Annotated in this window: 22 protein-coding genes; 11 read left to right on the top strand and 11 right to left on the bottom strand. The window is 42.9% G+C overall.

Annotated features, from left to right (window positions below):
• Positions 1-55: 55 nt before the first annotated feature.
• Both AAFN85_RS30465 and AAFN85_RS30470 read right to left on the bottom strand, forming a co-directional pair.
• Positions 56-1,024, bottom strand: a complete 969-nt coding sequence (locus AAFN85_RS30465; RefSeq protein ID WP_347531740.1) for a hypothetical protein — start codon at positions 1,022-1,024, stop codon at positions 56-58.
• Positions 1,025-1,752: 728 nt separating this feature from the next.
• On the bottom strand, positions 1,753-3,012 hold the full coding sequence (locus AAFN85_RS30470; RefSeq protein WP_347531741.1) for a prephenate dehydrogenase: 1,260 nt from the start codon (positions 3,010-3,012) through the stop codon (positions 1,753-1,755).
• Between the two features lie 129 nt (positions 3,013-3,141).
• Between AAFN85_RS30470 and AAFN85_RS30475 the strand changes: the two genes are divergently transcribed.
• Together AAFN85_RS30475 and AAFN85_RS30480 are read left to right on the top strand one after the other, a co-directional pair.
• On the top strand, positions 3,142-3,885 hold the full coding sequence (locus AAFN85_RS30475) for a hypothetical protein (protein WP_347531742.1): 744 nt from the start codon (positions 3,142-3,144) through the stop codon (positions 3,883-3,885).
• Between the two features lie 182 nt (positions 3,886-4,067).
• Positions 4,068-4,691 carry an NUDIX hydrolase gene (locus tag AAFN85_RS30480; RefSeq protein WP_347531743.1) on the top strand — a complete coding sequence of 208 codons (624 nt, stop codon included), beginning with the start codon at positions 4,068-4,070 and terminating at the stop codon, positions 4,689-4,691.
• A 139-nt stretch (positions 4,692-4,830) separates the two neighbouring features.
• Here AAFN85_RS30480 and AAFN85_RS30485 read toward each other — a convergent pair whose 3' ends face one another.
• From AAFN85_RS30485 to AAFN85_RS30500, 4 genes are all read right to left on the bottom strand, one after another.
• Positions 4,831-5,514, bottom strand: coding sequence for a hypothetical protein (locus AAFN85_RS30485; RefSeq protein ID WP_347531744.1), 684 nt, complete (start codon positions 5,512-5,514; stop codon positions 4,831-4,833).
• A gap of 216 nt (positions 5,515-5,730) precedes the next feature.
• Entirely contained in the window at positions 5,731-6,720 is a 990-nt protein-coding gene (locus AAFN85_RS30490) for a DUF5668 domain-containing protein (RefSeq protein WP_347531745.1), read from the bottom strand.
• Positions 6,721-6,725: 5 nt separating this feature from the next.
• Positions 6,726-7,304, bottom strand: a complete 579-nt coding sequence (locus tag AAFN85_RS30495; protein ID WP_347531746.1) for a PspC domain-containing protein — start codon at positions 7,302-7,304, stop codon at positions 6,726-6,728.
• Positions 7,305-7,335: 31 nt separating this feature from the next.
• A complete protein-coding gene (locus AAFN85_RS30500) occupies positions 7,336-8,040 on the bottom strand; it encodes an SDR family oxidoreductase (RefSeq protein ID WP_347531747.1) in 705 nt (234 codons plus the stop codon).
• A gap of 170 nt (positions 8,041-8,210) precedes the next feature.
• Here AAFN85_RS30500 and AAFN85_RS30505 point away from each other — a divergent pair, with 170 nt between their 5' ends.
• The 5 genes from AAFN85_RS30505 (at position 8,211) to AAFN85_RS30525 (ending at position 13,066) form a co-directional block, all read left to right on the top strand.
• Positions 8,211-8,942 (top strand): ABC transporter permease, encoded by a 732-nt coding sequence (locus AAFN85_RS30505; RefSeq protein WP_347531748.1) that lies wholly within the window; start codon positions 8,211-8,213, stop codon positions 8,940-8,942.
• Complete coding sequence (locus AAFN85_RS30510) at positions 8,939-9,691, top strand: ATP-binding cassette domain-containing protein (RefSeq protein ID WP_347531749.1); 753 nt, start codon at positions 8,939-8,941, stop codon at positions 9,689-9,691. The genes AAFN85_RS30505 and AAFN85_RS30510 overlap by 4 nt, the downstream gene beginning before the upstream one ends.
• 120 nt (positions 9,692-9,811) lie before the next feature.
• The gene (locus AAFN85_RS30515; RefSeq protein ID WP_347531750.1) at positions 9,812-10,702 is read left to right on the top strand and encodes a class I SAM-dependent methyltransferase; all 891 of its coding nucleotides are present in this window, start codon (positions 9,812-9,814) and stop codon (positions 10,700-10,702) included.
• A gap of 114 nt (positions 10,703-10,816) precedes the next feature.
• Entirely contained in the window at positions 10,817-11,890 is a 1,074-nt protein-coding gene (locus tag AAFN85_RS30520; RefSeq protein ID WP_347531751.1) for a hypothetical protein, read from the top strand.
• Between the two features lie 207 nt (positions 11,891-12,097).
• Positions 12,098-13,066 carry a Gfo/Idh/MocA family oxidoreductase gene (locus tag AAFN85_RS30525; RefSeq protein WP_347531752.1) on the top strand — a complete coding sequence of 323 codons (969 nt, stop codon included), beginning with the start codon at positions 12,098-12,100 and terminating at the stop codon, positions 13,064-13,066.
• Positions 13,067-13,190: 124 nt separating this feature from the next.
• Here the strand turns inward: AAFN85_RS30525 and AAFN85_RS30530 are convergent, their stop codons facing one another.
• From AAFN85_RS30530 to AAFN85_RS30550, 5 genes are all read right to left on the bottom strand, one after another.
• Entirely contained in the window at positions 13,191-14,036 is an 846-nt protein-coding gene (locus AAFN85_RS30530; RefSeq protein WP_347531753.1) for a metallophosphoesterase, read from the bottom strand.
• Positions 14,037-14,173: 137 nt separating this feature from the next.
• Positions 14,174-15,268, bottom strand: coding sequence for an alkaline phosphatase family protein (locus AAFN85_RS30535; protein WP_347531754.1), 1,095 nt, complete (start codon positions 15,266-15,268; stop codon positions 14,174-14,176).
• A gap of 75 nt (positions 15,269-15,343) precedes the next feature.
• Positions 15,344-16,921 carry a SusD/RagB family nutrient-binding outer membrane lipoprotein gene (locus AAFN85_RS30540; protein ID WP_347531755.1) on the bottom strand — a complete coding sequence of 526 codons (1,578 nt, stop codon included), beginning with the start codon at positions 16,919-16,921 and terminating at the stop codon, positions 15,344-15,346.
• A gap of 37 nt (positions 16,922-16,958) precedes the next feature.
• On the bottom strand, positions 16,959-20,300 hold the full coding sequence (locus tag AAFN85_RS30545) for a SusC/RagA family TonB-linked outer membrane protein (protein ID WP_347531756.1): 3,342 nt from the start codon (positions 20,298-20,300) through the stop codon (positions 16,959-16,961).
• A gap of 179 nt (positions 20,301-20,479) precedes the next feature.
• Positions 20,480-21,064 carry a phosphonate degradation HD-domain oxygenase gene (locus AAFN85_RS30550; protein WP_347531757.1) on the bottom strand — a complete coding sequence of 195 codons (585 nt, stop codon included), beginning with the start codon at positions 21,062-21,064 and terminating at the stop codon, positions 20,480-20,482.
• Between the two features lie 292 nt (positions 21,065-21,356).
• Between AAFN85_RS30550 and AAFN85_RS30555 the strand changes: the two genes are divergently transcribed.
• The 4 genes from AAFN85_RS30555 to AAFN85_RS30570 all read left to right on the top strand — a co-directional run bounded on the left by AAFN85_RS30555 (position 21,357) and on the right by AAFN85_RS30570 (position 25,440).
• Positions 21,357-21,935, top strand: a complete 579-nt coding sequence (locus AAFN85_RS30555) for an XRE family transcriptional regulator (protein WP_347531758.1) — start codon at positions 21,357-21,359, stop codon at positions 21,933-21,935.
• A 282-nt stretch (positions 21,936-22,217) separates the two neighbouring features.
• Complete coding sequence (locus AAFN85_RS30560; protein WP_347531759.1) at positions 22,218-22,904, top strand: HAD-IA family hydrolase; 687 nt, start codon at positions 22,218-22,220, stop codon at positions 22,902-22,904.
• 5 nt (positions 22,905-22,909) lie between these two features.
• Positions 22,910-24,250 carry a DUF5690 family protein gene (locus AAFN85_RS30565; RefSeq protein WP_347531760.1) on the top strand — a complete coding sequence of 447 codons (1,341 nt, stop codon included), beginning with the start codon at positions 22,910-22,912 and terminating at the stop codon, positions 24,248-24,250.
• A 53-nt stretch (positions 24,251-24,303) separates the two neighbouring features.
• On the top strand, positions 24,304-25,440 hold the full coding sequence (locus tag AAFN85_RS30570) for a TIGR03364 family FAD-dependent oxidoreductase (RefSeq protein WP_347531761.1): 1,137 nt from the start codon (positions 24,304-24,306) through the stop codon (positions 25,438-25,440).
• The last annotated feature ends 31 nt before the right edge of the window (positions 25,441-25,471 follow it).

Raw genomic sequence — 25,471 nt, forward strand, 5'->3', positions numbered from 1 at the left:
ATTATATTTATAAAAGTAACTTGTTTTTGGCAACGGGTGCTCCACTCCTACCCGCTTAAATTGTTTCATCCGGGCTATCAATCGGCATAATCTTTTTTCTCACCCGCTTTTTCCGCTCTTTAAAAATCCCCAACTGAACACCGTACTGGTAATCTACTTTAAAAGCCAGTTCAAGCATTAATAAAAAGAATGCTGAGGTGAGGAAAAACAAACCTATTATCAGAGCCAGCTTATTGCCGTTTCGCTTATTGAAGGATGTATAAACGGGCGATAGCAGGGTATGCTCGCCGTAAACAACATCTTCGCGTGAGTTTATCGCCTCAAGATATATAGCCGTTTCGTCATCGTAGGGTAGGCGGGCCATGTATATTGCCTTGTTTAATGGTTCTTTTTTAAAATCGGCCTCACAGTGTTTTGTAAATTGGATAAACTGCACCTGCTTCTCGTCGGGCTTGAGGTTATTGCTTATTGCTTTATGGTATTTAAAAACAAGCCATGCCGCGGGGGCAATTTTATTAGTGGGTGGCCCTTTTTTAAATTTATAGCTTTTGGTAACCACTGCCAGCGCCCCATACTTACCTGCATCACCGTATTTAGGCATCACCATGGTTGGGTTAATATAGCGCATCATCCAAACCGAATCGGCAGGGAGCTTTTTCAGCGCGGGCATATTACTTAGCGTATCGTTAACAATAACCAATGTTTTTGGGTTTACGCGGTTGCGCATAATGGTAATGCGGTTGGTATCAGGATAAACCCGATCAAAAACCGGCACTGCGGTATAGGCATCCATGTTGAAATCGGCATTGTTTTTTCCGGATACATAAAAATGCATTTTAATATGTACCAGGCCCTTACTTGGATAGTACTTCTTTACGGTATAATACTTTGTTGAGGGCACATAGTGTACCTGGCTCATACTATCCAGCTTTGTAAGCTTGCCCGTAGCCGTTGCCATATATTGCTGCGAAAGAGCCAACGGAAAAACAACGACAAGGCAACCAAACATGATCAAAGCGACCATAGGATTTTTACTCCTATCTGCAGGGACTATTTTTTTGCGCTTAGGGAATATACAAACGAAAGATACTATTACACTCAGCGCCATCGGCCCCAAAATATCCGTATCCCTATCCGTCAAACCAAGGTCGGCCAGCTAATCAAGAAAAAACCAATGCAAAAAAGTATAGAGAAGTATAACTCCTAAAGTAATACCAATAAAAGGAAAAAATACAAGCCTGAGCTTGGCTTTAAACTGGATCATTACACGGTTCAGGTTATTGTTAAATTTAAAGCATAAAGATACAGATATTACCCATGCGGTAACAAGTTGTACCTGTTGTTTACTGACAAGATATTGTCAGTGTTCAATTTTTGAAAAACGGGTGTTCAATGTTTCGGAACCCAAAAACATAACTACCTGATTATCAACAACACTGTGTTGATTTCGATATTTCTATTGTTTTAAAATTTTCACAAATAACTGATTATCAATAGTGTTCAAATTTCAAAAAACAACAAAGTGTTTACACTTTTAAAAATTGAACAGTGATGTCTGAACCCGAATTTGGGGGGAATTTTGGGAATTTATAGAATTTGCTTAGCACTCTGTCTATTCCCAAAATTCCATTAAATTCCGGTTCAGACAATCAACGCAATCCCCCCATCAACGGTCAATATCGGTGTAATCAAAAATTAATCGGTGTAATCCCAATAAATCCGAAATCGAACATCCGAAATCCAAAATCAAAACTACTCCATCATCAACCTGCGGATCAACTCGGCACTCTGCGCCTTGCCCTCATCCAACCGGTGACTAAAAAATGCCTGCGTATCATTAAAATGTTTCTTATACCCCTCCATATCGCCAAACCCAATAATAGCCGACCAATCCCTCACCGCCGAGTGAAACTCCAAATCATCACCACGGATGGTTTTATCATATAGGGCCGTTTCCAATGATTCCTCCAATAGTTCCTCATTCTTAAATAAGTACTCGGCAATACCCAACCTCAAGCGGAAAGGCGGCGTTTGGCAAATCAGGTTATCATAAGGGTTAACGCCAAGATGGTACCAGGCATCAACCATACTTAATATACTAAGGTGCGAATTAGGTTTCTGGCTATCGGCATGTTGGGATAGTGAAAACTCCTTCATCACGGTATCGTTAAGCATAATAGGCTTGCGGCTTTCGTGAAAAACAAAATCGCGCGCCCGGTAAATGCGCTCCTTAAATGCCTGCGACTCTTCCTTGATCATCAACTTAAATAATTCCGATTCGGATTCGGCATAGCGCTTAACCTGCTGGCGTGCATAGGGATTAAGGATAGCCAACCCAGCGTAAACGTGTGCTTTATAGCTGAAGATGCGTAGGGTTGTAAGGATCTTCACATTATCGATACCACCTATATAAGATGCATTTTCCCAGGGAAAAAATCCGGCCGATTTCCAGGCGGTGCCCATACTCTCGAAACCTACGTGGGTAACAGCCTGGGTGTCGGCTACGATACGGTCGTGCTCGTGGTAATCGGGGATTTCAACAATCGCGCTACCTATGGCGGTGAACAGATCGTACATGCGCTGGTAGGCTTCGGGCGTTGAGCGGTGCGGGATGAGGATGAGGGTTTGCCCTTTAGGATCGAACCCCGGCCCGTGCATCCCGTGAAAAGTCACGATCTGTGCATCGGCAGGCAGGTGTTTCTCAAACGTAGCTATCTCCGGCGATTTCACCGAGGTTTGCCCGGCCACTATGGCGCCGTACTTGGTTGAGGGGCCATATTCGGCCACCACACGCTCCATGCTATCGGCCTCAACCGAATAAATAATTAGGTCATTGATACGGGCTATATCCTTGCCATTGTCCATCACTTTGATGCCGAAGGGCGTTAGCTCCTCTTCCAGTTTTTGGCGATTGGCCGGTAAATCGCAACCGCTAACCGTGTAACCAGCTTTGGCAAAAGCCTTTGCATACAGGCGTCCCATATCGCCCAAACCAATAATACCTATATTCATGCCGCTAATATAACTATGAGTAGGTTAATTACGTATGAAAGCTTATTTTAGCCAAACAAACCGGCTGATATTATAATAAAACCATATGTAGCCAGTTTTGTTAATATCAGATACCTAATTTTACACTTGATGACTAAGCATTTAATTTTTAAGATAACGGTTTTAACAGCATTTTTTTTAAGCAGCGTTACAGCAAGCTTTGCCCAGGATACCGCCGCTAAAAAGAAGCCCGCTACCATGAAACCAAATGCAATCCCCCCAATTGTAAGAGTAAGCCCGGCAAAAGTTCCGGCCACAACACCGCCTGCTGTTCCTGTTAAATACACTTACGCGCAACCAAAACCAACAGCTGCCGACTCAGCCTTGCAAAAAGATAAAAGCCTTAACGGCCAGTACCAATACCTGCTCAGCAAACTTTACCATTACCAGCAACCATTGGTTGCTGCGTTGTGGAAAAACATGAAAGATACCCTCAACATTACCCGCCGCCAGCTTACCGAAGCGAAAGGCAAACTGGCCGAACAGGGTAAAAGTGTTGAAACCCTAAAATCAGACGCCAACAGCAAAGAACAAGCCCTGAACGAATCGAACGCTAAACGCGATGAGATTGGTTTAGTGGGCATACCGCTTACCAAAGCCACTTATAACCTGGTAATGTGGGGACTGGTAATTGTTTTTGGTGTTGTTGCTGTTATTGTGATAGCCCGCTCGGGTGCGCATAGCCGCGAGGCCAAATACCGAATTAAGCTATACGAAGAGCTTGACGAGGAATACAAAACCTACAAAGCCAAAGCCAACGAAAAAGAAAAGAAACTTGCCCGCGAACTGCAAACCGAACGCAACAAGCTGGATGAGTTGTTGGGTAGAGGATAGGTTCTGTTGATTTCGGAATTTGGATTGTCAATTTCGGATTTGGTTAATTTCAATTAAACATTTTTTGATTCAATTTGTCATCCTGAGGAACGAAGGATCTTCTACGCCCTGTTTATCGGCCTGGCATATTGAAGAAGATGCTTTGTTCCTCAGCTGACAGAATATTTATACATCCCCCTACTATGTCAAACACCAATCTTCTTGCCCTGATCACGCAACTGCGTGCCCTTGCCGATACCGGTCTGCTTTACGCCAAAGGCGAATACGATATTGAACGCTACCAGGAACTGCAACACCTCAGCACCCAAATGTTTGATGAGGTTAGCGGCTACGGATCAGAAAAAATCAACCTGCTTTTTCCACAATCAGCCGATTACCCTACCGCAAAAGTTGACCTTCGGGGCATCTTGCTCTCGCCAGATAATAAAATTTTGTTGGCGAGGGAAAGCGGCGACGGTAAATGGTCGTTACCCGGTGGTTGGGGTGATATTGGCTATACGCCTAAAGAGACCATCATCAAAGAGTTTTGGGAAGAAACTGGCTTACAAGTTAGTGCCGAGCGGTTATTGGCTGTATTTGATAAAAAGATGCACCCACACCCACCTCAGCCTTTTTATGTGTATAAAATGGTTTTCTATTGCAAGGCCATCACTACCGAGCTCAATAAAGGTTTTGATGTGCTGGATGTGCAGTATTTTGATATCAACGATCTACCTCCACTATCTGAAGATAGGATACTGAAAAGCCAAATTGAGTTGGTTTATCAGAAGATCATTAACGATGATCTATCTGTTTGGGCAGATTGAGTTAATTACGTCCCCTTCCAACAAAAACGTCATTGCGAGGTACGAAGCAATCGCGAACTATACAGGGCGTCTCTGCTTGCGTGCGATTGCTTCGTACCTCGCAATGACGTTTTTATATATTTTTAGCCCCCTTTCCAAACTACTCCTTCAACTCAGGCAACGTCCGTTTCTCAGCCGGTAGCGCCTGGTATTTTTTATACGAATCATTAATATAAACTGCCAGCGATGGACCATTGTTATTGGTGATAAAAGCATAGCTTGGCCTGTAGAGTGTCATGAAGTTCTCCAATTCCTGGCCGCGCAGCGGGATAATGCTTTGTACATAGTTCATGTTAAATACTTCATCAATATGGCGTTCTTCCTCTTCGCGTTTAAAGTATTTTTTAAGCTTACGGGCATCACGCGCCTCTTTGCTAAACCATGATGTTGGCGATAGCGGGTAAACCTTACTGCGGGTATAAACTTCGGGGTATTCTTTATGCGCGTCAAAGCTTTCGCGTTTGGCGCTGATGTTTACCTGTTTCAAATTGATTGTTTCGGTAACCAGCTCTATCTTCTTCGGGGTAAAATCCGTTACATATAAGGTATCGGATACATAACCCGGCGAACTGAAAATAAGGATATGCCCGGTTTCAGTACGGATACTGAAAGCTCCTTTATTATCGGTAATGGTCATTTGCCTGTTTTGGTTATCGCGCACAAATACGTTTGACAGCTTAGTGCTCCTTCCGGCCTCGTTAACCGAACCTTTAACAACGTTTTGGGCTTGTGCCGTGCAGGCAAAAAATAGTATTGCAGATAATATAAGGTAGCGGTATTTCATGGTAGTTAATTTATGCTGTAAAGTAAACTTATTTTTAACACCAATGGTTTTCTATTTAACACTTTTTGAACCTGTGCAACAGCTATATGACAAAAGAGTGAAGCTAACGGCTATCATTCGGCGTAAAAAAGCCCCGTCAGAAAACCCGACGAGGCGCTTGGCAATGCATTATTTTGTATTATGTCCCGGTATCGTTTTACTCAGGATTTAGGTTATTTAGTATCGGTTTACTTTAAAATCGGATATACCGCCGCTCATGTGTATGAGTATTTTGTTTTTGGCATTAGCGAACCCTTCGGTTTCGTAGCTGTTATCACCCTTTTTATCAAACCCTGCAAACGTATTATCTGATAGGCCTGTGTTGGCAATAATACGGCACGCTGCACTCTTGGGCACGCTGATAATCACCTCTGATGCACCTGTTGAAACCTCCACATTTGTGGTCGAAATTGGGTTTCCAAGCTTCACATCAAACGACGCTGCTCCGCCCTTTAAAGTTAGGCTTTTTATTTTGAATTTCGAAAGATCAAAATTTAAATCTGTCGCACCTGTTTGTACCTCAATATCCCATATCGGATTTGGGTTTAATTTAATGTCGGCTTTGTTGTTTTTATCATCGTCGGTATCAAAATGGAAACCTTTATTATTCTTCAAATGCAGGTCGACTACAGATACAGAATCATCCTTTTTTTGGTTCAAAACGTATTTACCATACAGCTCCTGTGTTTTGGCATTGAACAGATCGGTAGTGGTATCACTTAAATTATAAACCGTACCGCCGCCGCTTAAGTTTAGACGCGCATATTTAATAGTAGGTGTATAATCTTGCTTAAAGGTATTTTCACCGCCAACTTTTACCACGCCCTGATCGGTATTGGTGGTATCACTGTCGTCATCGTCGCCGTCATTATTACGGTCATCATCGTAATGAAAGTTCCAGGCGTTAGGCCAAAAATGGTAGCGTTTGCCAAAGTTGCCAAACACCAGCAGTGCGAAGCCTGCAACAACAACAGACAGTTTTAATATAGTGGCCAAAGGCGACCGGTTACCGGCAAACACCAGGCTTACGCCACCCATCACCAAAAATATTGGCCACAGGTAAAAAATGTTCATCCAGTCAAAATTTATTACGTGGAAGTTATCCAGCAGGAATACTACTCCCAACAAAACCAGGATAGTACCCGGAACAAGTTTATCGCTTCTCATGATAGTTATATAGTTGGTGGAGTGTTATCAGATTCTGTTTCTTCTTTAGTTGGCTCAACTTTCGGCTCGTCGGCTACGGGTTCATTGGCGTGCCAGTCATTCTTTTCCCACGGTTGTTTTTTGAAGCCCGAAGCTATCAGGGCGATACCACCTGCCACTAAAACCAATGGCCAAATGTTTTCAAAATCCCAATCGGGTACCAGGTCAAGTTCACTAAGCAGCGTACCTGCGCCTATCAGGATCAATACCACACCTATAATAAGGCCAACCTTTGAGGCCTTTTTTTGCGGCGGTGCCATAAATGGCGGCGCGTTAAAATCTCCTTGCGGAGCGCTGGTGAACGGATTGAAAGGATCAGCCTGCGGAGGCACGCGGTAATCCACACCCGGGTTAAAATTAAAGCCTTTTTTAGGTAGTACAATCCAAAGTACAATGTAGGCTAAAACGCCACCACCTTTTAATAATAATGCCACAACGAATATCGCCCTTATAATGGCTACATCCGTGCCGAAGTACTCGGCAAGGCCCGCGCAAACGCCACCTATTACCTTGTGGTGTTCGTCGCGATGTAGTTTCTTTTCCATAACTTATGTTTTTATGTTTAATGTTGATTGATCATAACTGGCCCGGTGCGGGTTTGATGATGATTTCGTCGACATTAGCACCTGTGCTCATCCTGTATATATTGATCACTGCTGATGCGATGTCTTCGGGCAGCACCATGGTATTTGGGTCAACCTCCGCTCCTTTCCACGAATCCGTTAACGTTGATCCGGGTATTACGGCAGTAACTTTTACACCATGCTCCTGCATCTCGAGCCTCATTACTCTTGTTAGACCTAACAACGCGTATTTTGTTACACTGTAACTTCCGGCTTGTACAACAGGGGTAAAAGCCGCGACAGAACATATATTAAAGAAGCGACCTTTTTTTGCCGATGCCATTTTTTTACCGAAAAAACGGTACAGCTCATAAGCAGGCAGCAGGTTGGTATTCAACTGAACATTCAAAGTTTCGTCGGTATCGTCCAATATGCTTGATTGGATATACGTACCCAGGTTATTAACTACAACATCAATAAAGCCTAACTCCGCCTCGGCAGCGGCGGCAAATTTTAACAGTTCAGCTTTGTTGCTGCCATCGGCTTTCATAGCAAAAACCTTTACACCGGCATCTACCTGTTCCAGCTCGTCTTTAAAATTTAATAATTCTTGCTCATTCCGAGAACAAATTGCCACGTTTAATCCTTCATTAGCAAAAGCAATTGCAATTGAGCGGCCCATGCCTTTAGTTGATCCGGTAATGAGTACGTTTTTCATATGTTTTTGTCGATTTTTATTTTTTACGATTGAAGCTTTATGCCCGCAATTTACGTAAGCATAGTAATTGATACGCTTACAAAATGGAATTTAAATGACTTGTTTAATTACTGACCATTTAGGCATAAAGGTAAAAAAGCGTATTTTTAACCGAATTTTTATAAAAGCAAATGTTTGAAAGCTTAGGAAAATATATACTCTTACTGCGTTTAAGTTTCAGAAAGCCCGAGAAGTTCAGTGTGTACTGGGCCGAGGTAATGCGCGAAATGGTTTCGGTAGGTATCGGATCGTTAGGTATTATCTCCATCATATCCGTATTTATCGGCGCGGCAACAACTATCCAGGTGGCCTTCCAGCTGTCAAGTCCGTTGGTACCGCTTAGTATTGCAGGTAAAATTGCCCGCGACTCAACCATTCTTGAGTTTAGTCCGACCATATCGGCGCTGGTTTTGGCCGGTCGTGTTGGGTCCAGCATTGCATCACAAATTGGCACTATGCGGGTTACCGAACAAATTGACGCCCTCGAAATTATGGGTGTGAATGCGCCGGGATACCTGATATCGCCTAAAATAATCGCGGGCATGAGTATGGTTCCTTTATTAGTTATAGCATCAATTACTTTAGGTATTACCGGTGGTTACATTGCATGTTTAGCTTCGGGCGATATTACTCCTGCCGATTACATTGTTGGTGTGCGCGACGGTTTTGATGGCTTAACTGTAGAAGTGGCATTGGTTAAAGCTATTGTTTTTGGCTTTATCATTGCATCCATCTGTGCTTACCAGGGCTTTTACACATCTGGCGGCGCACTTGAGGTAGGCCAATCAGCTACTAAAGGTGTGGTTTTTAGTTGTGTGATGATCTTATTTGCCGACCTTGTAATCACCCGTTTAATGCTATGATCGAGATTAAAGACATCAACAAAACCTTTGGAGAAAATCACGTTTTAAAAGGGATCAGCTCAATTTTTCACGAAGGTAAAAACAACCTTATTATAGGTGGATCTGGTTCTGGTAAAACAACACTGTTAAAATGTATAGTGGGCTTGCACGAGCCTTCAAAAGGTGAAGTATTTTTCGATAACGAAAACTTCACCCAAATGGATTTTGAACAGCGCGTCCCTATCCGTACAAGCATTGGTATGCTTTTTCAAAACTCCGCCCTGTTTGATTCTATGACGGTTGAGGAGAATATCATGTTCCCTTTAAACCTGTTCACCGATAAATCGAAAGCAGAAAAGCTTGAGCGCGCCAACTTTTGTTTAGAACGCGTTAACCTTGCAGGTAAAAACAAGCTTTATCCGGCCGAACTTTCGGGCGGTATGAAAAAGCGTGTTGGTATTGCCCGCGCTATTTCCATGCAGCCTAAATATCTTTTTGTGGATGAGCCCAACTCCGGCCTCGACCCAAAAACATCTATATTAATTGATGAGCTAATAGCCGAGCTTACCCAGGAGTACAGCATAACAACAGTAGTGGTTACGCACGATATGAACTCGGTAATGGGTATTGGCGATCACATTGTGTTTTTACACCAGGGCCAAAAATGGTGGGAAGGCAGCAATAAGGAAATTGCGCATACCGATAATAAAGAACTTAACGATTTTGTGTTTGCCAGCAAGTTTATGCAGGCAGCTAAAGAGAAGTTATAGTTAGCGGTTGGCAGTTATCAGTTGGCTTACTTCAGGTGTATTTTTATAATAACTATATTTGCAACCTATTTATTGACTGTGGCATGCAAAAGCCAACAGCATACTGCAAACTGAACAAGAATGATCCAACTACTTACCCCAACGCACTGGAAAGATTACGAGCTGATTGATTGCGGCGATTTTGAAAAACTGGAACGCTTTGGGAATACTATACTCATCCGCCCCGAGCCACAGGCGGTTTGGAATAAAACATTGCCCGCATCTGAGTGGCAACGTTTACACCATATTAAATTTAAAGGCCGTTCGGCAACCTCTGGCGAATGGGTAAAAAAAGATCCAAAAACTCCCGATCGCTGGCATATTGAATACAAAAACAAAGAAGCTGCAATAAAATTCAGGTTGGGTTTAACCTCGTTCAAGCATGTGGGCATTTTCCCCGAGCAGGCCGTGAACTGGGATTACATCAGCCAAAATGTAAAGCGTTTTAAAACACCCGAGCCTAAAGTACTTAACCTGTTTGCCTACACCGGCGGCGCATCATTAATAGCCCGTGCGGCTGGTGCCGATACTACCCACGTAGATTCGATAAAACAGGTGGTTACCTGGGCTAATGAAAACCAGGAAATTTCGGGATTAAAAGATATCCGCTGGGTGGTTGAAGATGCTCTGAAATTTGTAAAACGCGAACTGAAACGCGGCAAAAAATATAACGGCATCATCCTTGATCCTCCAGCCTACGGCAATGGCCCTAACGGTGAAAAATGGAAACTGGAAGATAACATTACCGAAATGATGCGCGATGTTACCCAACTGCTCGATCCCGAAGAACACTTCCTCATCCTGAACACCTACTCATTAGGTTTCTCATCTGTTATTGTTGAAAACCTGATCAAAAGTTCATTTCCACAGGTACAAAACCTCGAAATTGGCGAGCTTTATTTACAAGCTACAGCGGGACCTAAGCTGCCTCTGGGAGTTTTTGGAAAGTTTCATAAAATTAAAAGTAATTAACTTCCAATATCTATCTTTGGCGCAAACTAAGCCCACATTTGCCGGTTTATAATCGGTTGAAATAATAGTATAAACGCACCTTATATACACCTGCATTTACTGAACACATAAACAATGAAATTAAAAACGCTCGTACTCTCAGCCGCATTTGTTGCCTCACTGGGTTTATTATTGAACAGTTGCTCGCAAAATGGCGGCGACAAAAAAACCGACGGAAAGAAAACAGCTGCAGCGGCCAAAGGCGATTCGGCCAAGGGTGAAGCTGCGGATACCCTGAGCGTTAAAAAATCTGAATACCCTCCTATCGATAAAAAGCTATACGATTCGTTAATGAAATTTAACGCGCATGGCGATACCAGCGGCAGGTGGCCTGTAAAAAATACGCCTTACCCTATTGGCGGCGCTATTTTACCATTTAAACGTGTAGTTGCTTTTTACGGTAACCTATACTCGAAAAGGATGGGCATTTTGGGCGAATTACCTCCAAACGAAATGCTGGCTAAACTAAAAGGCGAAGTAAAACATTGGGAAAAAGCAGATCCTAAAACTCCGGTACAGCCTGCATTACACTACATTGCCGTGGTTGCACAAGGTGATGGTGGTAAAGATGGTAAATTCCGTTACCGTATGCCGTTTAAACAGATAGATAGCGTATTAGTATTGGCTAAAAAGGCACATGCTATTGTATTTTTAGATGTGCAGGTAGCCTTGAGTAACATCCGTGCCGAGTTGCCACTGCTTGAAAAATACCTGGAATTGCCACAAGTTCATTTTGGTATGGATCCTGAGTTTTCGATGAAAGACGGAACCAAACCAGGCAAAAAAATCGGTACTTATGATGCTGAAGACATCAACTACGTATCAGATTATCTTACTAAGATTGTTAAGAAAAATGGTCTTCCACCAAAAATTTTGATCGTACACCGTTTCACTAAAAAGATGGTGACTAACTACAAAAACATCAAATTACATCCTGAAATTCAGCTGGTAATGGATATGGATGGCTGGGGCGAACCTGATTTGAAAACCGGTACTTACCGCTACTTCATTAACCAGGAGCCGGTACAGTTTACAGGGTTCAAACTGTTTTACAAAAACGATATCAAGAAAGCTCCTTTCCATATGTTAACACCAGAGGAGGTTTTATCAAGATACAAACCATACCCTATTTATATCCAGTACCAATAAATCGGAAGTATTAAGTCAAAAGTCCTGAGTAGATAATATTTACTCAGGACTTTTGCTTTTAAAGCGATATTTTCGGTAATACTTAACCAACGCGTCATTGCGAGGTACGAAGCAATCGCACGGAAGCAAATCGGCTCTGTATAGTTCGCGATTGCTTCGTACCTCGCAATGACGAGAGTTTAGTCACTTGAAATAAAACAACAACTTATGATAAAATGGGGTATTATAGGATGCGGACGCATAGCACACAGATTTATGCAGGGCTTCGCGGTAGTTCCGGATGTTGAACTTGCGGCATCTTACTCCCGCCGGCCCGAAACTGTTGATGCATTTGTGGCACAATACGGTGGTGAAGCCTGCCGTAGCGTTGATGAGCTATTAGCCAGCGATATCGACGCCGTTTACATTGCAACCCTCCCCGATAGCCATGCAGCCTACAGCATTGCAGCCCTTAAAGCAGGCAAGCATGTACTTTGCGAAAAGCCGGTTACCATAAACCTTCAGGAGCTGGATGAGGTACTCGCCATTGTCAAACAAACCGGGCTGCTTTTTATGGAGGGTATGAAGCCTCCCTTCTATCCGCTATACCCCAAGCTTAAAGAACACCTGCTTACTGATCCGATTGGCCCTGTTGGCTATGTACGTGCCGGCTCGGCAGTAGCCGATTGCCCGCCCGATCATCCTAATTATAACCTCGATCTGGTTGGTGGCAGCCTGATGCAGATAGCTATTTATGAAGCCTTTTTAGCGCTCGACTGGCTCGGACCAATGCAGGATATTCAAACTATGGGTCGTTTTGGTGAAACAGGGATCGATATGTTTGCCATTTTTCAAACGCTGCACCAAAACGGTTATGCTCAGTTATACTGTGGCTTTGATATGCATGGAAAAGGCGACGCGCTTATTGCAGGTACACTCGGCCACATCACCATCCATAAAAACTGGTGGAACCCGGCTAAAGCCACGATTAGTTACCTTGACGGACGGACAGTTGAACTGGATGAATCTTTCACGGCCGGGGGACTAAACTATGAGATAATCCATTTTTGCGAATTGATAAAGCAAGGCAAAACCGAAAGCCCTATCTTACCACACGAGTTATCGAGGCAGATGATCGCTATGATTGATAAGGCAAGGGAGCAGATCGGGTTGAAGTATCCGGGGGAGAATATCTGAACCAGGATTTGGGCGGATTTATTGGATTAGCAGGATTTTGGTATATCATAAACTAACCATCCTGTTCATCCTTACATTCCAAAAATCATGGTTCAGAAAAAAAATCGGTGTAATCCCAATAAAATTAAAATTTATTCGAATTAAGCACCGGGTTCTGGCTGGCGTTTACTTGATAAGTGTAAATAGCGTTTTGCTCATCTACTTCAACAATCCGGTAACCTTTATAATCGGTTCCCCAGTTACCGCCAATGTGCGAATCAAAAAAATGCGGTAGCTTGCCGGTGTAACGTACCCCATCCAAAAGGTGATCATGCCCATGAAACACCGCTTTTACGTTTGGATATGCGTGTAACAGATCGATAGTTTCGGGGCAATCAACAAATACATCATTTTTAGCCCAGTTTATTGGTGGGATGTGCAGTATCACAAATACTATCTTTTTATCGGTAAACTTATCAAGCGATGCCTTGATGAACGCGTTGTTTGGGCAAACATAAGCGCCCTTGGTATCGGCTGTGTTAGCCAGCACAAAAGCGATATCACCAAACTCCACCGTGTATTTATCCTCGTATCCAAAAGCTTTTTTCCAGATCTCGCCGTCGGCAAAATCATGGTTACCGGGGATGGTATGATAAGGTACGTTTAGTTTATCAAGGTATTTGGTTTTGATTTCGGGCAGCAGATCGGGGCGGTTGTGTACCAGATCGCCGTTCACTATTACAAAATCGAGTTTATTTTTTTGATGATCCTCATTAAGCCATTTTACCATATTGCCGGTATTGAGGGCGAAATCGGTTTCGGGCTGGCCATAGTGGATATCAGATGCTAACGCAAAACGTAGTTTCAGCTTTTTATCTGTAACACGGTTGTAGTGATTATTTTCGTTAGCAAAAGTGTTTACAGCAGGTAAAAGGCTTAAGGCAGCAACACCGCTTAAGGCTGTTCCGATAAAATCACGACGGGTACTCATAACTAATATTTTGCTTTAAAGATACTGCCGGGATGTTAAGTAACGGTTAAGAAAGAGCCTGAACTGAAATTGGCCTTAATATATTTGGCACTAATTTCAGTTCAGGCTTTTAAAACAACTAATTTAAACTTTACCGGTTATTTACCGGTAACTCCTGGTATTGCATCACCTACTTCATGCCCTGCGTTAGCTTTAAAATCAAAGCCAAGCAATTGAGCTATGGTTTGTGCCAGTTGCTTATGATAGGTAGTTACGGTTGATTTCACTTCGCCTGCAGCTGGTGTATCAGGCCCAATAACCGCAAACCAGGTTTGTTCTGAATTTGGGGTTTCGCTGCCATGATCATGCCAGTTTCTTAAAGGCGTATCCCCCCTGCCATGATCGCAGGTAATGATCAATGTAGTTTTGTTTTTGTAGGTCGGTTCGGCCTGGATATAATCCCAAAGCTGTTTTATAAAACCATCCTCCTGTTTAATACGATCGAGGTAGAATTTATAATTACCGGCATGGGCCATATCATCCGGCTCATCAAATGATAAATACAATGCGCGTGGCTTGTATTGCATCATGTAGTTTTTGGCAAATTCAAACGTAAGGAAATCGATGCGGGTTGAATCACTTACATAGCGGGGAGCTTCTAACTGCAGTTCGTTCAAATGTTTCAGGCGGTCATTCATCCCTGCAACCTCAAGTGGCATAAAACCCGCGTTAACTAAAATGCCCGCACGTTTAGGACTCAATATCTGCGAAAAGCGTTCCCATGATGCAAAAGCCGCAACTTTACCTTCAAAACCTTTTTGCTTGTTTAAAAACTCCAACACGTTCATGTTCGGGTTGTAAATGGCATCGTTGGTATTCATCCTTTTATCTGGGAAACCGGTAAAGATCTCGTTGTAACCCGGATATGAAAAGTGGTAAGGGTTGGCTACCTCATCTTTACTGCCCAAATTGCGGTTACCATATAATTGGCCTTTTTCAACCAGGGTACTCCAAAAGAAAGGCATCAGCAACTTGCGGCGATCGGCACTGGCATCGGTCCAGAAATTCTTGCGCACCTCGTCTTTATCCTGGGTATCTTTAGAGTTGATAATAGCCGAATCCGCTCCGCGAAAAACTTCCTGCCAGCGCAGGCCATCAATGGTTACAATAACCACATTTTGTGTTTTGTGCTGTTGGGCATACGCGCCGCTCAGTGCTAATGTAAACAGGGTAAATAAAATAACTTTTTTCATGGTATTTGTTTTTAACAATAAAGGCCCCTAAATAATGGGGCCTTTATCAGATTAATTAAAACGTATAATTTGATGTTATTTAAGTATCCACATTAATTGGTAGATATCATCGCTACCACCATACTGGCTTTGCACCGCGGCTTTATAGTTGGCCGCGTTTGCGCTACGCTCGTTGGTTGGGTATTGGTACCTTTGCGGAATGCTTCCATTATCAGTATTACCAGCACCAGCGCTAAAGGTTGGTACACCAGTACGGCGCCACTGGTAATAAGCCTCTAAACCTGAGTTACGTGCAAAAGCAAGATATTTTTGGGTAAGGATCTGTTTCCAGCCATCAACATTATTACCGGCATATTTAACAGCTGCCTGGTTGTAATAATCGTTATAGCTAAAGTTCAGTTTGTAAGAAACATCATCGCCCAATAAACCGCCGCTTTTTTGGAACAATACGGTATTATCACCATCGTTAACACCATAGAAACCAAAATCGGCAAAGATGCCGTTTTTGTACCATGTTTCGGCGTTACCGGGTGCCCAACCCTGATTAATGGCTTCAGCAATGTTGAAGCACATTTCAGGATAGCTAACAATAAAAGTATTTTCGCCGGTAAGGGTTTCATAGTAACGGTGACGACCAATAAGCGATACTTTACCCGCCTGAACCAATGCAGCCATAGTACTCTGATCCTGACCAGATACACCGCCTACAAATGACCTGAAATCGGTATCATCGAATTTTAGTCCCCTTGCAGGCTCTGCAACTTTCATTACGCGTAAATCTTTTAATGAAGCCAGCAGGTTAACATAGGTAGCACCCATGTTATAACGGGTTGCATCATTACCAAAGTTACGTGAGCTGTTTGGGTAAAAGGTAAACACTCCATCATAAACATACTGCAGGTTATCATCCATCGATGTCATGATAGGGTATTTGGTAGCATCAGCTAAAATCGATGCGAACTGACCTTTTACGTTCAAATCGGCATCACTTGTTTTTTTGCTTAAAGAGATCAGGATCCTTAAACGGTAAGTGTTGATAGCTTTTTGCCATTTAGCCAGATCGCCTTTGTAAAAGAAATCGTATTTGCTATCAATTACATAAGTACCCTGGGTAATTTTATTTACCGCTATCATTTCGCCCAGGTCTTTGTTAGCGCTTTCTAATAAAGCAAGCGAGTTTACAAAGATCTGTTTTTGGGTATCATAAGCCGGGGTAGTATTTTTTAAACCTTGCAAAGCCTGGCTCATTGGCAAATCGCCAACTTTAAGGCTCATGTTTACAAAGTAAAACGCCCTGAAAAATTTACCAAGTGCAAGGTAAGGTTTTGACAAGGTGGCGGCCAGGGCATTAGCTTCGCCCTCCATAGCCACAACGTTATTAAGCGGGGTATAGCTTAATGAAGCGCTACCTGTCCAATACTTGTTATCGCCATAGTAAAAATAGTTACAGGCGGTGTATTGGTTCTGGCGCTCATCCTGCCCAAAGGCTGGGGCAAGCATTGCGGTTTCGATATTTGGTAACAACAACGCCGGCGACAAACCCGAAATAGGAAGGTTTTTGTTTTGAACGGCACTGTCAAATTGCTTTTTACAACCCGACGACACGGCCGCCAAAATTGCTAAAGAAGCTATTTTATATTTTAATGATTTCATTGTGCAATATTTTATAGTTAATACTATTTATGATAGCTTAATAAACCACGTTAATGTTAAAGCCATAGCTTCTTACAGTAGGAGTTTGCAAGCCCGAGCTGCCAACTGTTGATCCAAACTGGTCGCGGCCAGGGTACTGATCAACGTCGATATCTTTATAACCTTTTTTGAAGAAATAAAGCAGGTTACGACCAACCAACGAGAAATCAACTCTTGATAACGACAGACTTTTAGCAATTGATTGTGGCAATGAGTAACCAATTACAACTTCCCTCAGTTTAGCATATGTTCTGCTGATTACGGTGTGCTCAGCATCTGCATAAAACTTACTTACGTAATCCTGTACATATTTTACCGGAGTTCTGTTAGCAGTCAGTTTTAGCTCGGAAGCGTTGGTTATTCTACCGGTGATAGGATCATATTTAATTGCAGGGCCTAACAATGCTCCAGTGTTATCGGTAGCCAGTGTAACACCATCATGACCTAACATTGGTGAGCCATCAGGGTTAACGGAACCTTTAAAGCCTGGATCACCCCAATGCTCAGATTCGTATAAACGTGCGGCACCTATCAAACCTTCGTCTGTAGCAGCACCACGACCGCCTTGCATTAGTTTAGTATAAACCAGATCCTGGATCTTGCCGCCAACCATACCATCAAACTGGAATGAAAGCGTGAAGTTTTGATACTTGAACTTGTTATTTACAGCCCAGCTAAATTTAGGATCGGAGTTACCTAATAGTTGAGTTTTTGGCAGGTACATAGGTAAACCAGCGTTATCGTGTATAACCTTGCCATCTGGTGTTTTAGCTTCAACAGCACCAAATATCTGATCTACACGGTCGCCGATGTGGATTATCTGATCGCCTTGTACCAAACCTGTTTGGCCAGGGGCAAATGAAGTATAAACCTCTTTGTAGGTACCTACGTTCATCAATACATCCCATTTAAATTTGCCCGATACAACAGGGGTACCGTTTACCGAGATCTCATAACCGTTACGACGGGTTGTGATACCGTTGGTTAAGAAAGTTTGGGCGCTACCGTTAGTTTCAGAAAGTGTTTGCGAGAAGATACGCGGACCATCTTTGTACACAAAGTAAGTACCGCTTAAACCCAAACGATCTTTAAGGAAACGCATTTCCAAACCACCTTCGTAGTTGGTACGTGTGCTTGGTTTCAGTTTAGGATCAATAGCGTAAGTTGGCGCGCTGGCTGCTGTTACGTTGCCATATGACGGAGCCAAAGTATATGCAGGAGTAGTGGTTGAATAACCCGGACCACCGTAAGGTGTTTGGTACTGCGCACCGTAACCAAGCGGATACCCGGCAGGGCCAATAAATGCATTGGTACCACCATCTTTTACGTTGGCATAACTTCCTCTAAGTTTCAGGAACGAGATCACTTCCGGAAGTTTTACATAATCAGATACAGCAGTACTTAAACTTACTGAAGGATAGAAGTACGACTGGTTTTGCAGTGCCGATGATTTTTCGGTACGGCCTGTTGCTGATAATGTAAAGAAGTTTTTGTAGCTGATATCTGCCGAAGCGAAAGCACTTGTAGTGATCAGGTTTGAACCGAAGTTGTATGCTTTTACCGGGTTGATAGAGTTTTGGAAAGTATAAACATCATGGATCAGCAACTGATCGGTAGTGGTGAATGATGATGTATATTTCAGGTTACGTAAGGTACCACCGGCAAGTAAATTAACCGAAATGCCTGAATGGCTTATATCATTAAGGTTATACTTTACCAATAAATCGGTGTTGTTATCAAACAAATCGCGACGGTCCTCGCGGTAGTTACCGTGGTTGTGCTCATCACCGTAAGGATGTGCCGAGAACGGCTCTTTTTCGGTACGCAACAGGTTGTAGGTACTGATGTTTGAACGCAACATAATGTCCAGATCCTTAACCGGGGTATAAGTAAATGAACCCCAGGCGTAAGTATCATTTTTATACTGACCTCTTAACCACTCGTACGATTGGAACCACGGGTTTTGGTAACGTTTGTATTCAACAAATTTTGATTGGATACCTTCCTTACCAGGCTGCCAGTAGCTGCGCATATCATCGATGTTCCAATCAGCACCAGTCCAAACGTCAACACCGTAAATGATACTGTTTGGACCATAGCTTACATCCGGAACGTTGTTTGAAAACTGACGGTTGAAGTTGATGTTACCTTCTACTTTAAATTTTTTGCTCAGGTTATAGCTACCTAACAAGTTAAAGTTGATAGTGTTTAAACCTGTGTTAGGCGTAATACCACGCTGATAACCATGTGAAACCGACATACGTACGTTTGATTTCTCAGACGATGACGAAATAGCGATGTTGTTGTTGGTTAACAAACCGGTTTGCAAAAAGCCTTCAAGGTTGTTAACGCCACGTGCAACCCATGGGGTTGGTTTGATGTTACCTGTAAAGGTAGATCCATCTTTAAAAGTAGTAGTATAAGTTTTGGTTGGATCGTACTCGCCATCGTATTGAGGCAACATTAAACCAGCGTTTAAGCGCGGGCCCCAAACGTCGTAGTCACCATCGTTAACACCACCGCCGGCACCGTCGCCAAAAGCGTATTTATCGTTATCACCACCACCATAGTTGTTTTGTACTTTAGGGATAGCTATAAAACCACGGTTAAACTGTGTGCTTGAATTGATCTCGATAGTGAAACCTTTGGTGTCGCTTTTTGCACGTTTGGTAGTGATCAAAATAGCACCATTAATACCACGGCTACCATATAAAGCCGCAGCAGTTGGGCCTTTTAATATAGTATAGGTGTCAATATCATCGGCAGTGATATTTTGGGTATCGGTAGTAATAGGGATACCATCAACCACATAAAAGTTAATAGGCGAACCACGTAATAATACCGTAGGGGCCGAAAGCAGCTCCTGGTTAATACCAACGTTTAAACCTGCTACTTTACCGGCAAGGCCGTTAATAGCATTAGGTTCGCGGGCTTTAACCATATCAGCACCTTTAACCTCCTGTACAGAGTAACCAATGCGTTTGGTTTCTTTTTTAATACCCAAGGCGGTTACAACAACCTCGTTAAGTACTTTATTTTCGGCTTTAAAGTTAACGTTGTAAACAGTACCGTTACCTACTGTTACATTTTGCGGTGCATAACCAATGTATTTAAACACCAGTGTTTGCCCGTTTGAAGCATTGATACTGTAATTACCGTTAACATCAGTTACTGTACCTAATTTGGTACCGCTGATGATTACGCTTACTCCTGGTAAAGGCAACTGAGCTTCGTCAGTAACCTTACCCGTAATTTTTGTTTGAGCCATTACTAAGGCAGGCACCAAACAAATAAACAATGCTGTAAAAAGAATTGTTAATCTCTGGTAAATCTTGTTCATCTGCTAAAATTTGAGGGTGAGAGAATTGATTTTTTCATACAGCAATACTAAACTTTGTTTATTATTAGTAAACCAATTTAGCGTTAAGCTATACTTAAATCCATGTTCCCCCTGTGTTAAGCAGGCGCTTTTTGTAACAAAGTAATTATACTTTAATTACAAAAACTTAACAGATGGTTTTAGCTGTTTACGGTTTGGAGGTGGGTAAGCGCAATTTGTTTTAAATGATCGATGTTATCTACAGGCACTTCCATTTCTTTAGCCATATCATCCCAGTAGCGTAACCTTACTATTAACTCGGCATCCGGGTTAAGCTCAAAATCAGCGGCTTCTTCGGCACTCATTACGCCACCTTGAAACTCAAGCGTAGCTTTACTGGCATCCGAAAGGCGGTCGTAGTATTCGGGATATTTATAGGTGAGATATCTTTTGGCAATCACGTGGCCCTGTACCAGATTGGCAACCCTTTCCGAAAAACCACGTTCCAACAGGTAATCAGCACCAAGGCGTTCGTGATCAACATTGCCCATGCCATCCATGCTGCCTGCTTCTTCGGCATCGGCACACAGGTGACCGATGTCATGAAAGAAAGCGGCGAGTACAACTTCATCGTCATAACCTTCGGCCTCGGCCAGCGCCGCCGCCTGCGACATGTGCTCCAGCTGCGAAACCGGTTCGCCTATATAATCCTCATCGCCAAATCTGTCATACAATGAAAAAACTTCCTCTACTACTGCCTTCGGGTTATACTGTGCTGGTGCCATGTTCTGAAAAATTTAGTTGCAAATAAAGAAGATACCTGTTATGAAAATATTAAATGTTTATGAAATGTATTGATAAGCATCACTTTAAACGCTCTGTATCGGTGTCGGTAAGACACAATTATTTCTACAATAAATTACTATGCAGTACGTATTTATGATGTAAATCATCTAACTATAAAATATAACTACCCTTATTAAACGCAGATCATTAAACCGGGTAACAAAAAAATCATTTTGGATAACTACCCGTATTAATTACTTTGCGCATCTATAACCTGCTATTTAATATATAATGGAAGAAGATATACTGATACAGATCAGTAACCGGATCAAAGAACGCCGTCGCGAAAAAAACATTACCGTACAGGAACTGGCCATTAGGGCCAATGTAAGTAAAGGCCTTATATCGCAAATTGAAAACAGCCGCACTATACCCTCGCTTATTGTATTAATAGATATTGTTAAAGCCCTTGAGATAGATCTCAATGAGTTTTTTAAAGATATCCGCTCAAAAAGCGATGCCCCACTAATCCTGGTGAAACGAAAACAGGAGTACGAGCACTTTGAAAAAGAGCACGCCACGGGCTTTCACTATCAGCGCATTTTTACCCAATCTATAAGTCAAAGTACAGTAGATATTGTTATCCTCGAACTTGAGCCCGATGCTACCCGTCCGCTGGTAGAAACCGAAGCTTTCGAATATAAATACATCCTATCAGGCCAGATCGCTTACCAGTTTAATGATGATATAATCACCCTAAACCAGGGCGACAGTATGCTTTTTGACGGCCGCATCTCCCACACCCCAAAAAACACCGGCGATACCAAAGCGAGCATGCTGGTGATTTATTTTTTTGAGGAAAAGAAGTAGGGTTGGTGGGTGATTGAGGATAGGTGAGTAGTTGATTAGGTGAGTAGTTTGTTTCTGTTTTATTAAGGCGGCTAAATCAATGGATCAAACCATTCACTAAAACACCATTCACTTAATCAACCCAATCAACTATTCACCAACACCACAACCATTCACCCAATCAACTCAATCAACTACTCACCTATCCTCAACCACTCACCACCTTAACCAAACCTTAACACAAAATTAGTTTAATTTTAATAAAAAAAGTTTAGTATTGCTAAACAATTACATTCTTTTGTTATGAGCATTAAATTAGTGGTATTTGATATAGCCGGCACTACGGTTAAAGATGATCACGAGGTTAGCAAAGCCTTCCAGGCAGCTATGCAATTATCTGGTTACGAAGTTGAACTGGCTAAAATTGACCCGCTAATGGGTTACGAAAAAACGTTAGCTATCCGCAAAATGCTGGCCGAACACGAGCCGGATCAAGCCGTAATTACTGACGAACTGGTAAACACCATCCATAAAGAGTTTGTGCAGCAGATGATCAAATTTTACCAGTTTGAGTCGGGGATTGAAGCCTTGCCAAATGTGGAAGAAACTTTTGCCAAACTACATGAGCAAGGCGTAAAAGTTGGTATTAACACCGGCTTCTCGCGCGATATTGCTGATACCATTGTTAACCGTTTGCAATGGCGTGAAAAAGGCCTGATCGATTATGTGGTTGGCTCGGACGAAGTTGAATTGGGTCGCCCTCACCCATTCATGATCCAAAAAATGATGGCCGAAGCCGGTATTACTGATGCTTTGGAAGTTGCCAAAGTTGGCGATACTGAGGTTGATGTGCGCGAAGGCCAAAACACAGGCTGCAAATACTCAATTGGCGTAACCACCGGAATTTTTACGCGCGACGAGCTGGCCAGCTATGATCCTACCCATATTATTGACGATATTGCACAAGTGATCGACATCATAAACCAATAAGCAACATGAGGCTGATTGACCGTTTACGTGCTAAAGTTGCCACATGGCCTTATGCACTGGTTTCAGTTTTAGCAGCCGTTTCGGCATTTGGTACGTATACCTGCATGTATGCTTTCAGGAAAGCGTTCGCGGCAGGTACATTTACCGGTCACCAGTTTTTTCATGTTGATTATAAGGTTTGGCTGGTGATAGCGCAGGTTATAGGCTACATGGCCAGCAAGTTTTACGGCATTAAATTTATTGCCGAAGTAAACAGCAAAACCCGCGCCCGTTATATCTTAACGCTGATAGGCATTGCATGGCTGGCTTTGCTGGCCTTCGCCTTTGTACCCGCGCCTTGGGGTATCATTTTTCTTTTCATCAACGGCTTCCCGTTGGGATTGATCTGGGGATTGGTTTTCGGTTACCTTGAAGGCCGCCGATCAACCGAATTTATGGCTTCGGTGCTTTCCATCAGTTTAATATTTGCTTCGGGCTTCGTTAAAACCAAAGGCAAAAACCTGATAGATGTATTTCATGTAAATGAATACTTTATGCCTTTTTTAACGGGGGCATTATTTGCTTTGCCTTTAATATTTTTTGTAGGATGTATGGAGATGATCCCCCCTCCTACCGAAGAAGATAAATCCGCGCGTTCCGAACGTACACCCATGAACGCCACCGAGCGTAAACAATTTGTGATCCGCTTTTTACCGGGTATCATCCTTACACTTGTTGTGTACGTACTGCTCACCATTATGCGCGATGTACGTGATAATTTTGAGGTAGAGATCTGGGCCAGCCTTGGCGTTAAAGACAATAGTGTTTTCACTACTACTGATATCAAAATTTCGCTGGTGGTATTGGTGGTCATGAGCTTACTCATCCTGGTACGTAAAAACCTGCGGGCATTCAGTATTATCCATTTAATGATCATTAGCGGTTGCGTGTTGGTAGGCATCTCAACCATTATGTTCGGTATGAAAATGATGGATCCTACCACTTGGATGACCTGCGTTGGCCTCGGACTGTACATGGGTTACGTACCCTACAACGCCATATTTTTTGAGCGGATGATAGCCTCGTTTAATTACAAAAGCAACGTAGGTTTTATCATGTACATAGCCGATTCGATGGGTTACCTGGGCAGCGTGAGCGTACTGTTGGTAAAAGAACTCGGTCGCCCTAATATTAGCTGGGGAACATTTTTTCAGGAAGGTGTAATGATAGTAGCATTGGTAGGCAGCATTGGCGGTATCCTCTCGCTCATTTACTTTTTGCAAAGTGCGGCCCGCGATAAAAAAAAGTTGAGTGAGGAGGAAGAACCAAGTCAGCAGCCAACGCTAAACTTTAACCCTGCCAATTAAAACACCATTGGTTTTGAAACTTCAAACCAATAAACAAATGAACTATTGAACCCATGAACAATAATAAAAGTGCAATCATCATCGGCGCAGGTATAGTAGGTTTAGCTACCGCCCGCGCTTTGGCCATTCGTGGCTATAAGGTAACTGTATTTGAGCGTAACGAGCGTGCGGTTGGTGCCTCCATCCGCAATTTTGGGATGGTTTGGCCCATAGGCCAGGCTACCGGACCAATGTTTGAACGAGCCATGTTATCTAAAAGCATCTGGAAAACAGTTTGTACAGAAGCGAAGATCTGGCACGATGAAGTTGGTTCATTACACCTTGCCTATCATGATGATGAATTGCAGGTGATAAAGGAATATGTAGATGTAAACCACACGCACCGCGATTGCGCGGTACTATCTCCAGAACAAGCCTTCAGCAAATCGCCGGCTATTAACACCGATGGTTTGAAAGGTGCTTTATGGAGCGGTGAAGAAATGATCGTTGAATCGCGCGTAGCTATCGGGCAAGTGGCAGCTTATCTTGCCGAAAAATTTGGTGTAGAGTTCCATTGGAATACCGCCATCAGCCGCATCGAGCATCCTAAAGTAAGTTCAGGAACGCAAAGCTGGGAAGCTAATGAAATTTATGTTTGCAGCGGAGCCGATTTTGAAACACTTTATCCCGAGCTTTTCGCCCAAACTCAAATTACCAAATGTAAATTGCAGATGATGCGTTTGGTTAGTCAGCCTGATGAATGGCGCATTGGTCCTTCGTTGTGTGGTGGTTTATCCATGATCCATTATCCGGGTTTCCAGGCGGCGGCGTCATTGCCGGCCTTGCGTAAACGTTACGAAGATCAATATGCCACACACCTGAAATGGGGCATCCACGTAATGGCATCGCAAAACGGCAGCGGGGAATTAACTATCGGCGATTCGCACGAATATGGCTTGGTTCACGATCCTTTTGATAAGGAATTTATTAATAATTTGATAATCGAATACTTACATACCTTCGCCAACTTTAAGGACTGGAAAATGCTGCAATCATGGCACGGCATCTACCCTAAAATGACCAACGGCGCTTACGAACTGGTTGCAGATGTTGAACCGGGCGTAACGTTGATAAATGGAATGGGCGGAAACGGAATGACGCTATCATTTGGACTGTGTGAGCAGGTGATTGCCGCACGTAAAGACAGTTAATTCATGGTTGATAGTTTATGCCTCAAGGCTT

Origin of the sequence: Mucilaginibacter sp. CAU 1740 (genome assembly GCF_039839285.1) — a bacterium.
Lineage (GTDB): Bacteria > Bacteroidota > Bacteroidia > Sphingobacteriales > Sphingobacteriaceae > Mucilaginibacter.

Bases quoted from the DNA above. Each gene is read 5' to 3' on its own strand.
- AAFN85_RS30465 (WP_347531740.1), bottom strand. From the start codon at position 1,024: ATGGTCGCTTTGATCATGTTTGGTTGCCTTGTCGTTGTTTTTCCGTTG.
- AAFN85_RS30470 (WP_347531741.1), bottom strand. From the start codon at position 3,012: ATGAATATAGGTATTATTGGTTTGGGCGATATGGGACGCCTGTATGCA.
- AAFN85_RS30475 (WP_347531742.1), top strand. From the start codon at position 3,142: ATGACTAAGCATTTAATTTTTAAGATAACGGTTTTAACAGCATTTTTT.
- AAFN85_RS30480 (WP_347531743.1), top strand. From the start codon at position 4,068: ATGTCAAACACCAATCTTCTTGCCCTGATCACGCAACTGCGTGCCCTT.
- AAFN85_RS30485 (WP_347531744.1), bottom strand. From the start codon at position 5,514: ATGAAATACCGCTACCTTATATTATCTGCAATACTATTTTTTGCCTGC.
- AAFN85_RS30490 (WP_347531745.1), bottom strand. From the start codon at position 6,720: ATGAGAAGCGATAAACTTGTTCCGGGTACTATCCTGGTTTTGTTGGGA.
- AAFN85_RS30495 (WP_347531746.1), bottom strand. From the start codon at position 7,304: ATGGAAAAGAAACTACATCGCGACGAACACCACAAGGTAATAGGTGGC.
- AAFN85_RS30500 (WP_347531747.1), bottom strand. From the start codon at position 8,040: ATGAAAAACGTACTCATTACCGGATCAACTAAAGGCATGGGCCGCTCA.
- AAFN85_RS30505 (WP_347531748.1), top strand. From the start codon at position 8,211: ATGTTTGAAAGCTTAGGAAAATATATACTCTTACTGCGTTTAAGTTTC.
- AAFN85_RS30510 (WP_347531749.1), top strand. From the start codon at position 8,939: ATGATCGAGATTAAAGACATCAACAAAACCTTTGGAGAAAATCACGTT.
- AAFN85_RS30515 (WP_347531750.1), top strand. From the start codon at position 9,812: ATGATCCAACTACTTACCCCAACGCACTGGAAAGATTACGAGCTGATT.
- AAFN85_RS30520 (WP_347531751.1), top strand. From the start codon at position 10,817: ATGAAATTAAAAACGCTCGTACTCTCAGCCGCATTTGTTGCCTCACTG.
- AAFN85_RS30525 (WP_347531752.1), top strand. From the start codon at position 12,098: ATGATAAAATGGGGTATTATAGGATGCGGACGCATAGCACACAGATTT.
- AAFN85_RS30530 (WP_347531753.1), bottom strand. From the start codon at position 14,036: ATGAGTACCCGTCGTGATTTTATCGGAACAGCCTTAAGCGGTGTTGCT.
- AAFN85_RS30535 (WP_347531754.1), bottom strand. From the start codon at position 15,268: ATGAAAAAAGTTATTTTATTTACCCTGTTTACATTAGCACTGAGCGGC.
- AAFN85_RS30540 (WP_347531755.1), bottom strand. From the start codon at position 16,921: ATGAAATCATTAAAATATAAAATAGCTTCTTTAGCAATTTTGGCGGCC.
- AAFN85_RS30545 (WP_347531756.1), bottom strand. From the start codon at position 20,300: ATGAACAAGATTTACCAGAGATTAACAATTCTTTTTACAGCATTGTTT.
- AAFN85_RS30550 (WP_347531757.1), bottom strand. From the start codon at position 21,064: ATGGCACCAGCACAGTATAACCCGAAGGCAGTAGTAGAGGAAGTTTTT.
- AAFN85_RS30555 (WP_347531758.1), top strand. From the start codon at position 21,357: ATGGAAGAAGATATACTGATACAGATCAGTAACCGGATCAAAGAACGC.
- AAFN85_RS30560 (WP_347531759.1), top strand. From the start codon at position 22,218: ATGAGCATTAAATTAGTGGTATTTGATATAGCCGGCACTACGGTTAAA.
- AAFN85_RS30565 (WP_347531760.1), top strand. From the start codon at position 22,910: ATGAGGCTGATTGACCGTTTACGTGCTAAAGTTGCCACATGGCCTTAT.
- AAFN85_RS30570 (WP_347531761.1), top strand. From the start codon at position 24,304: ATGAACAATAATAAAAGTGCAATCATCATCGGCGCAGGTATAGTAGGT.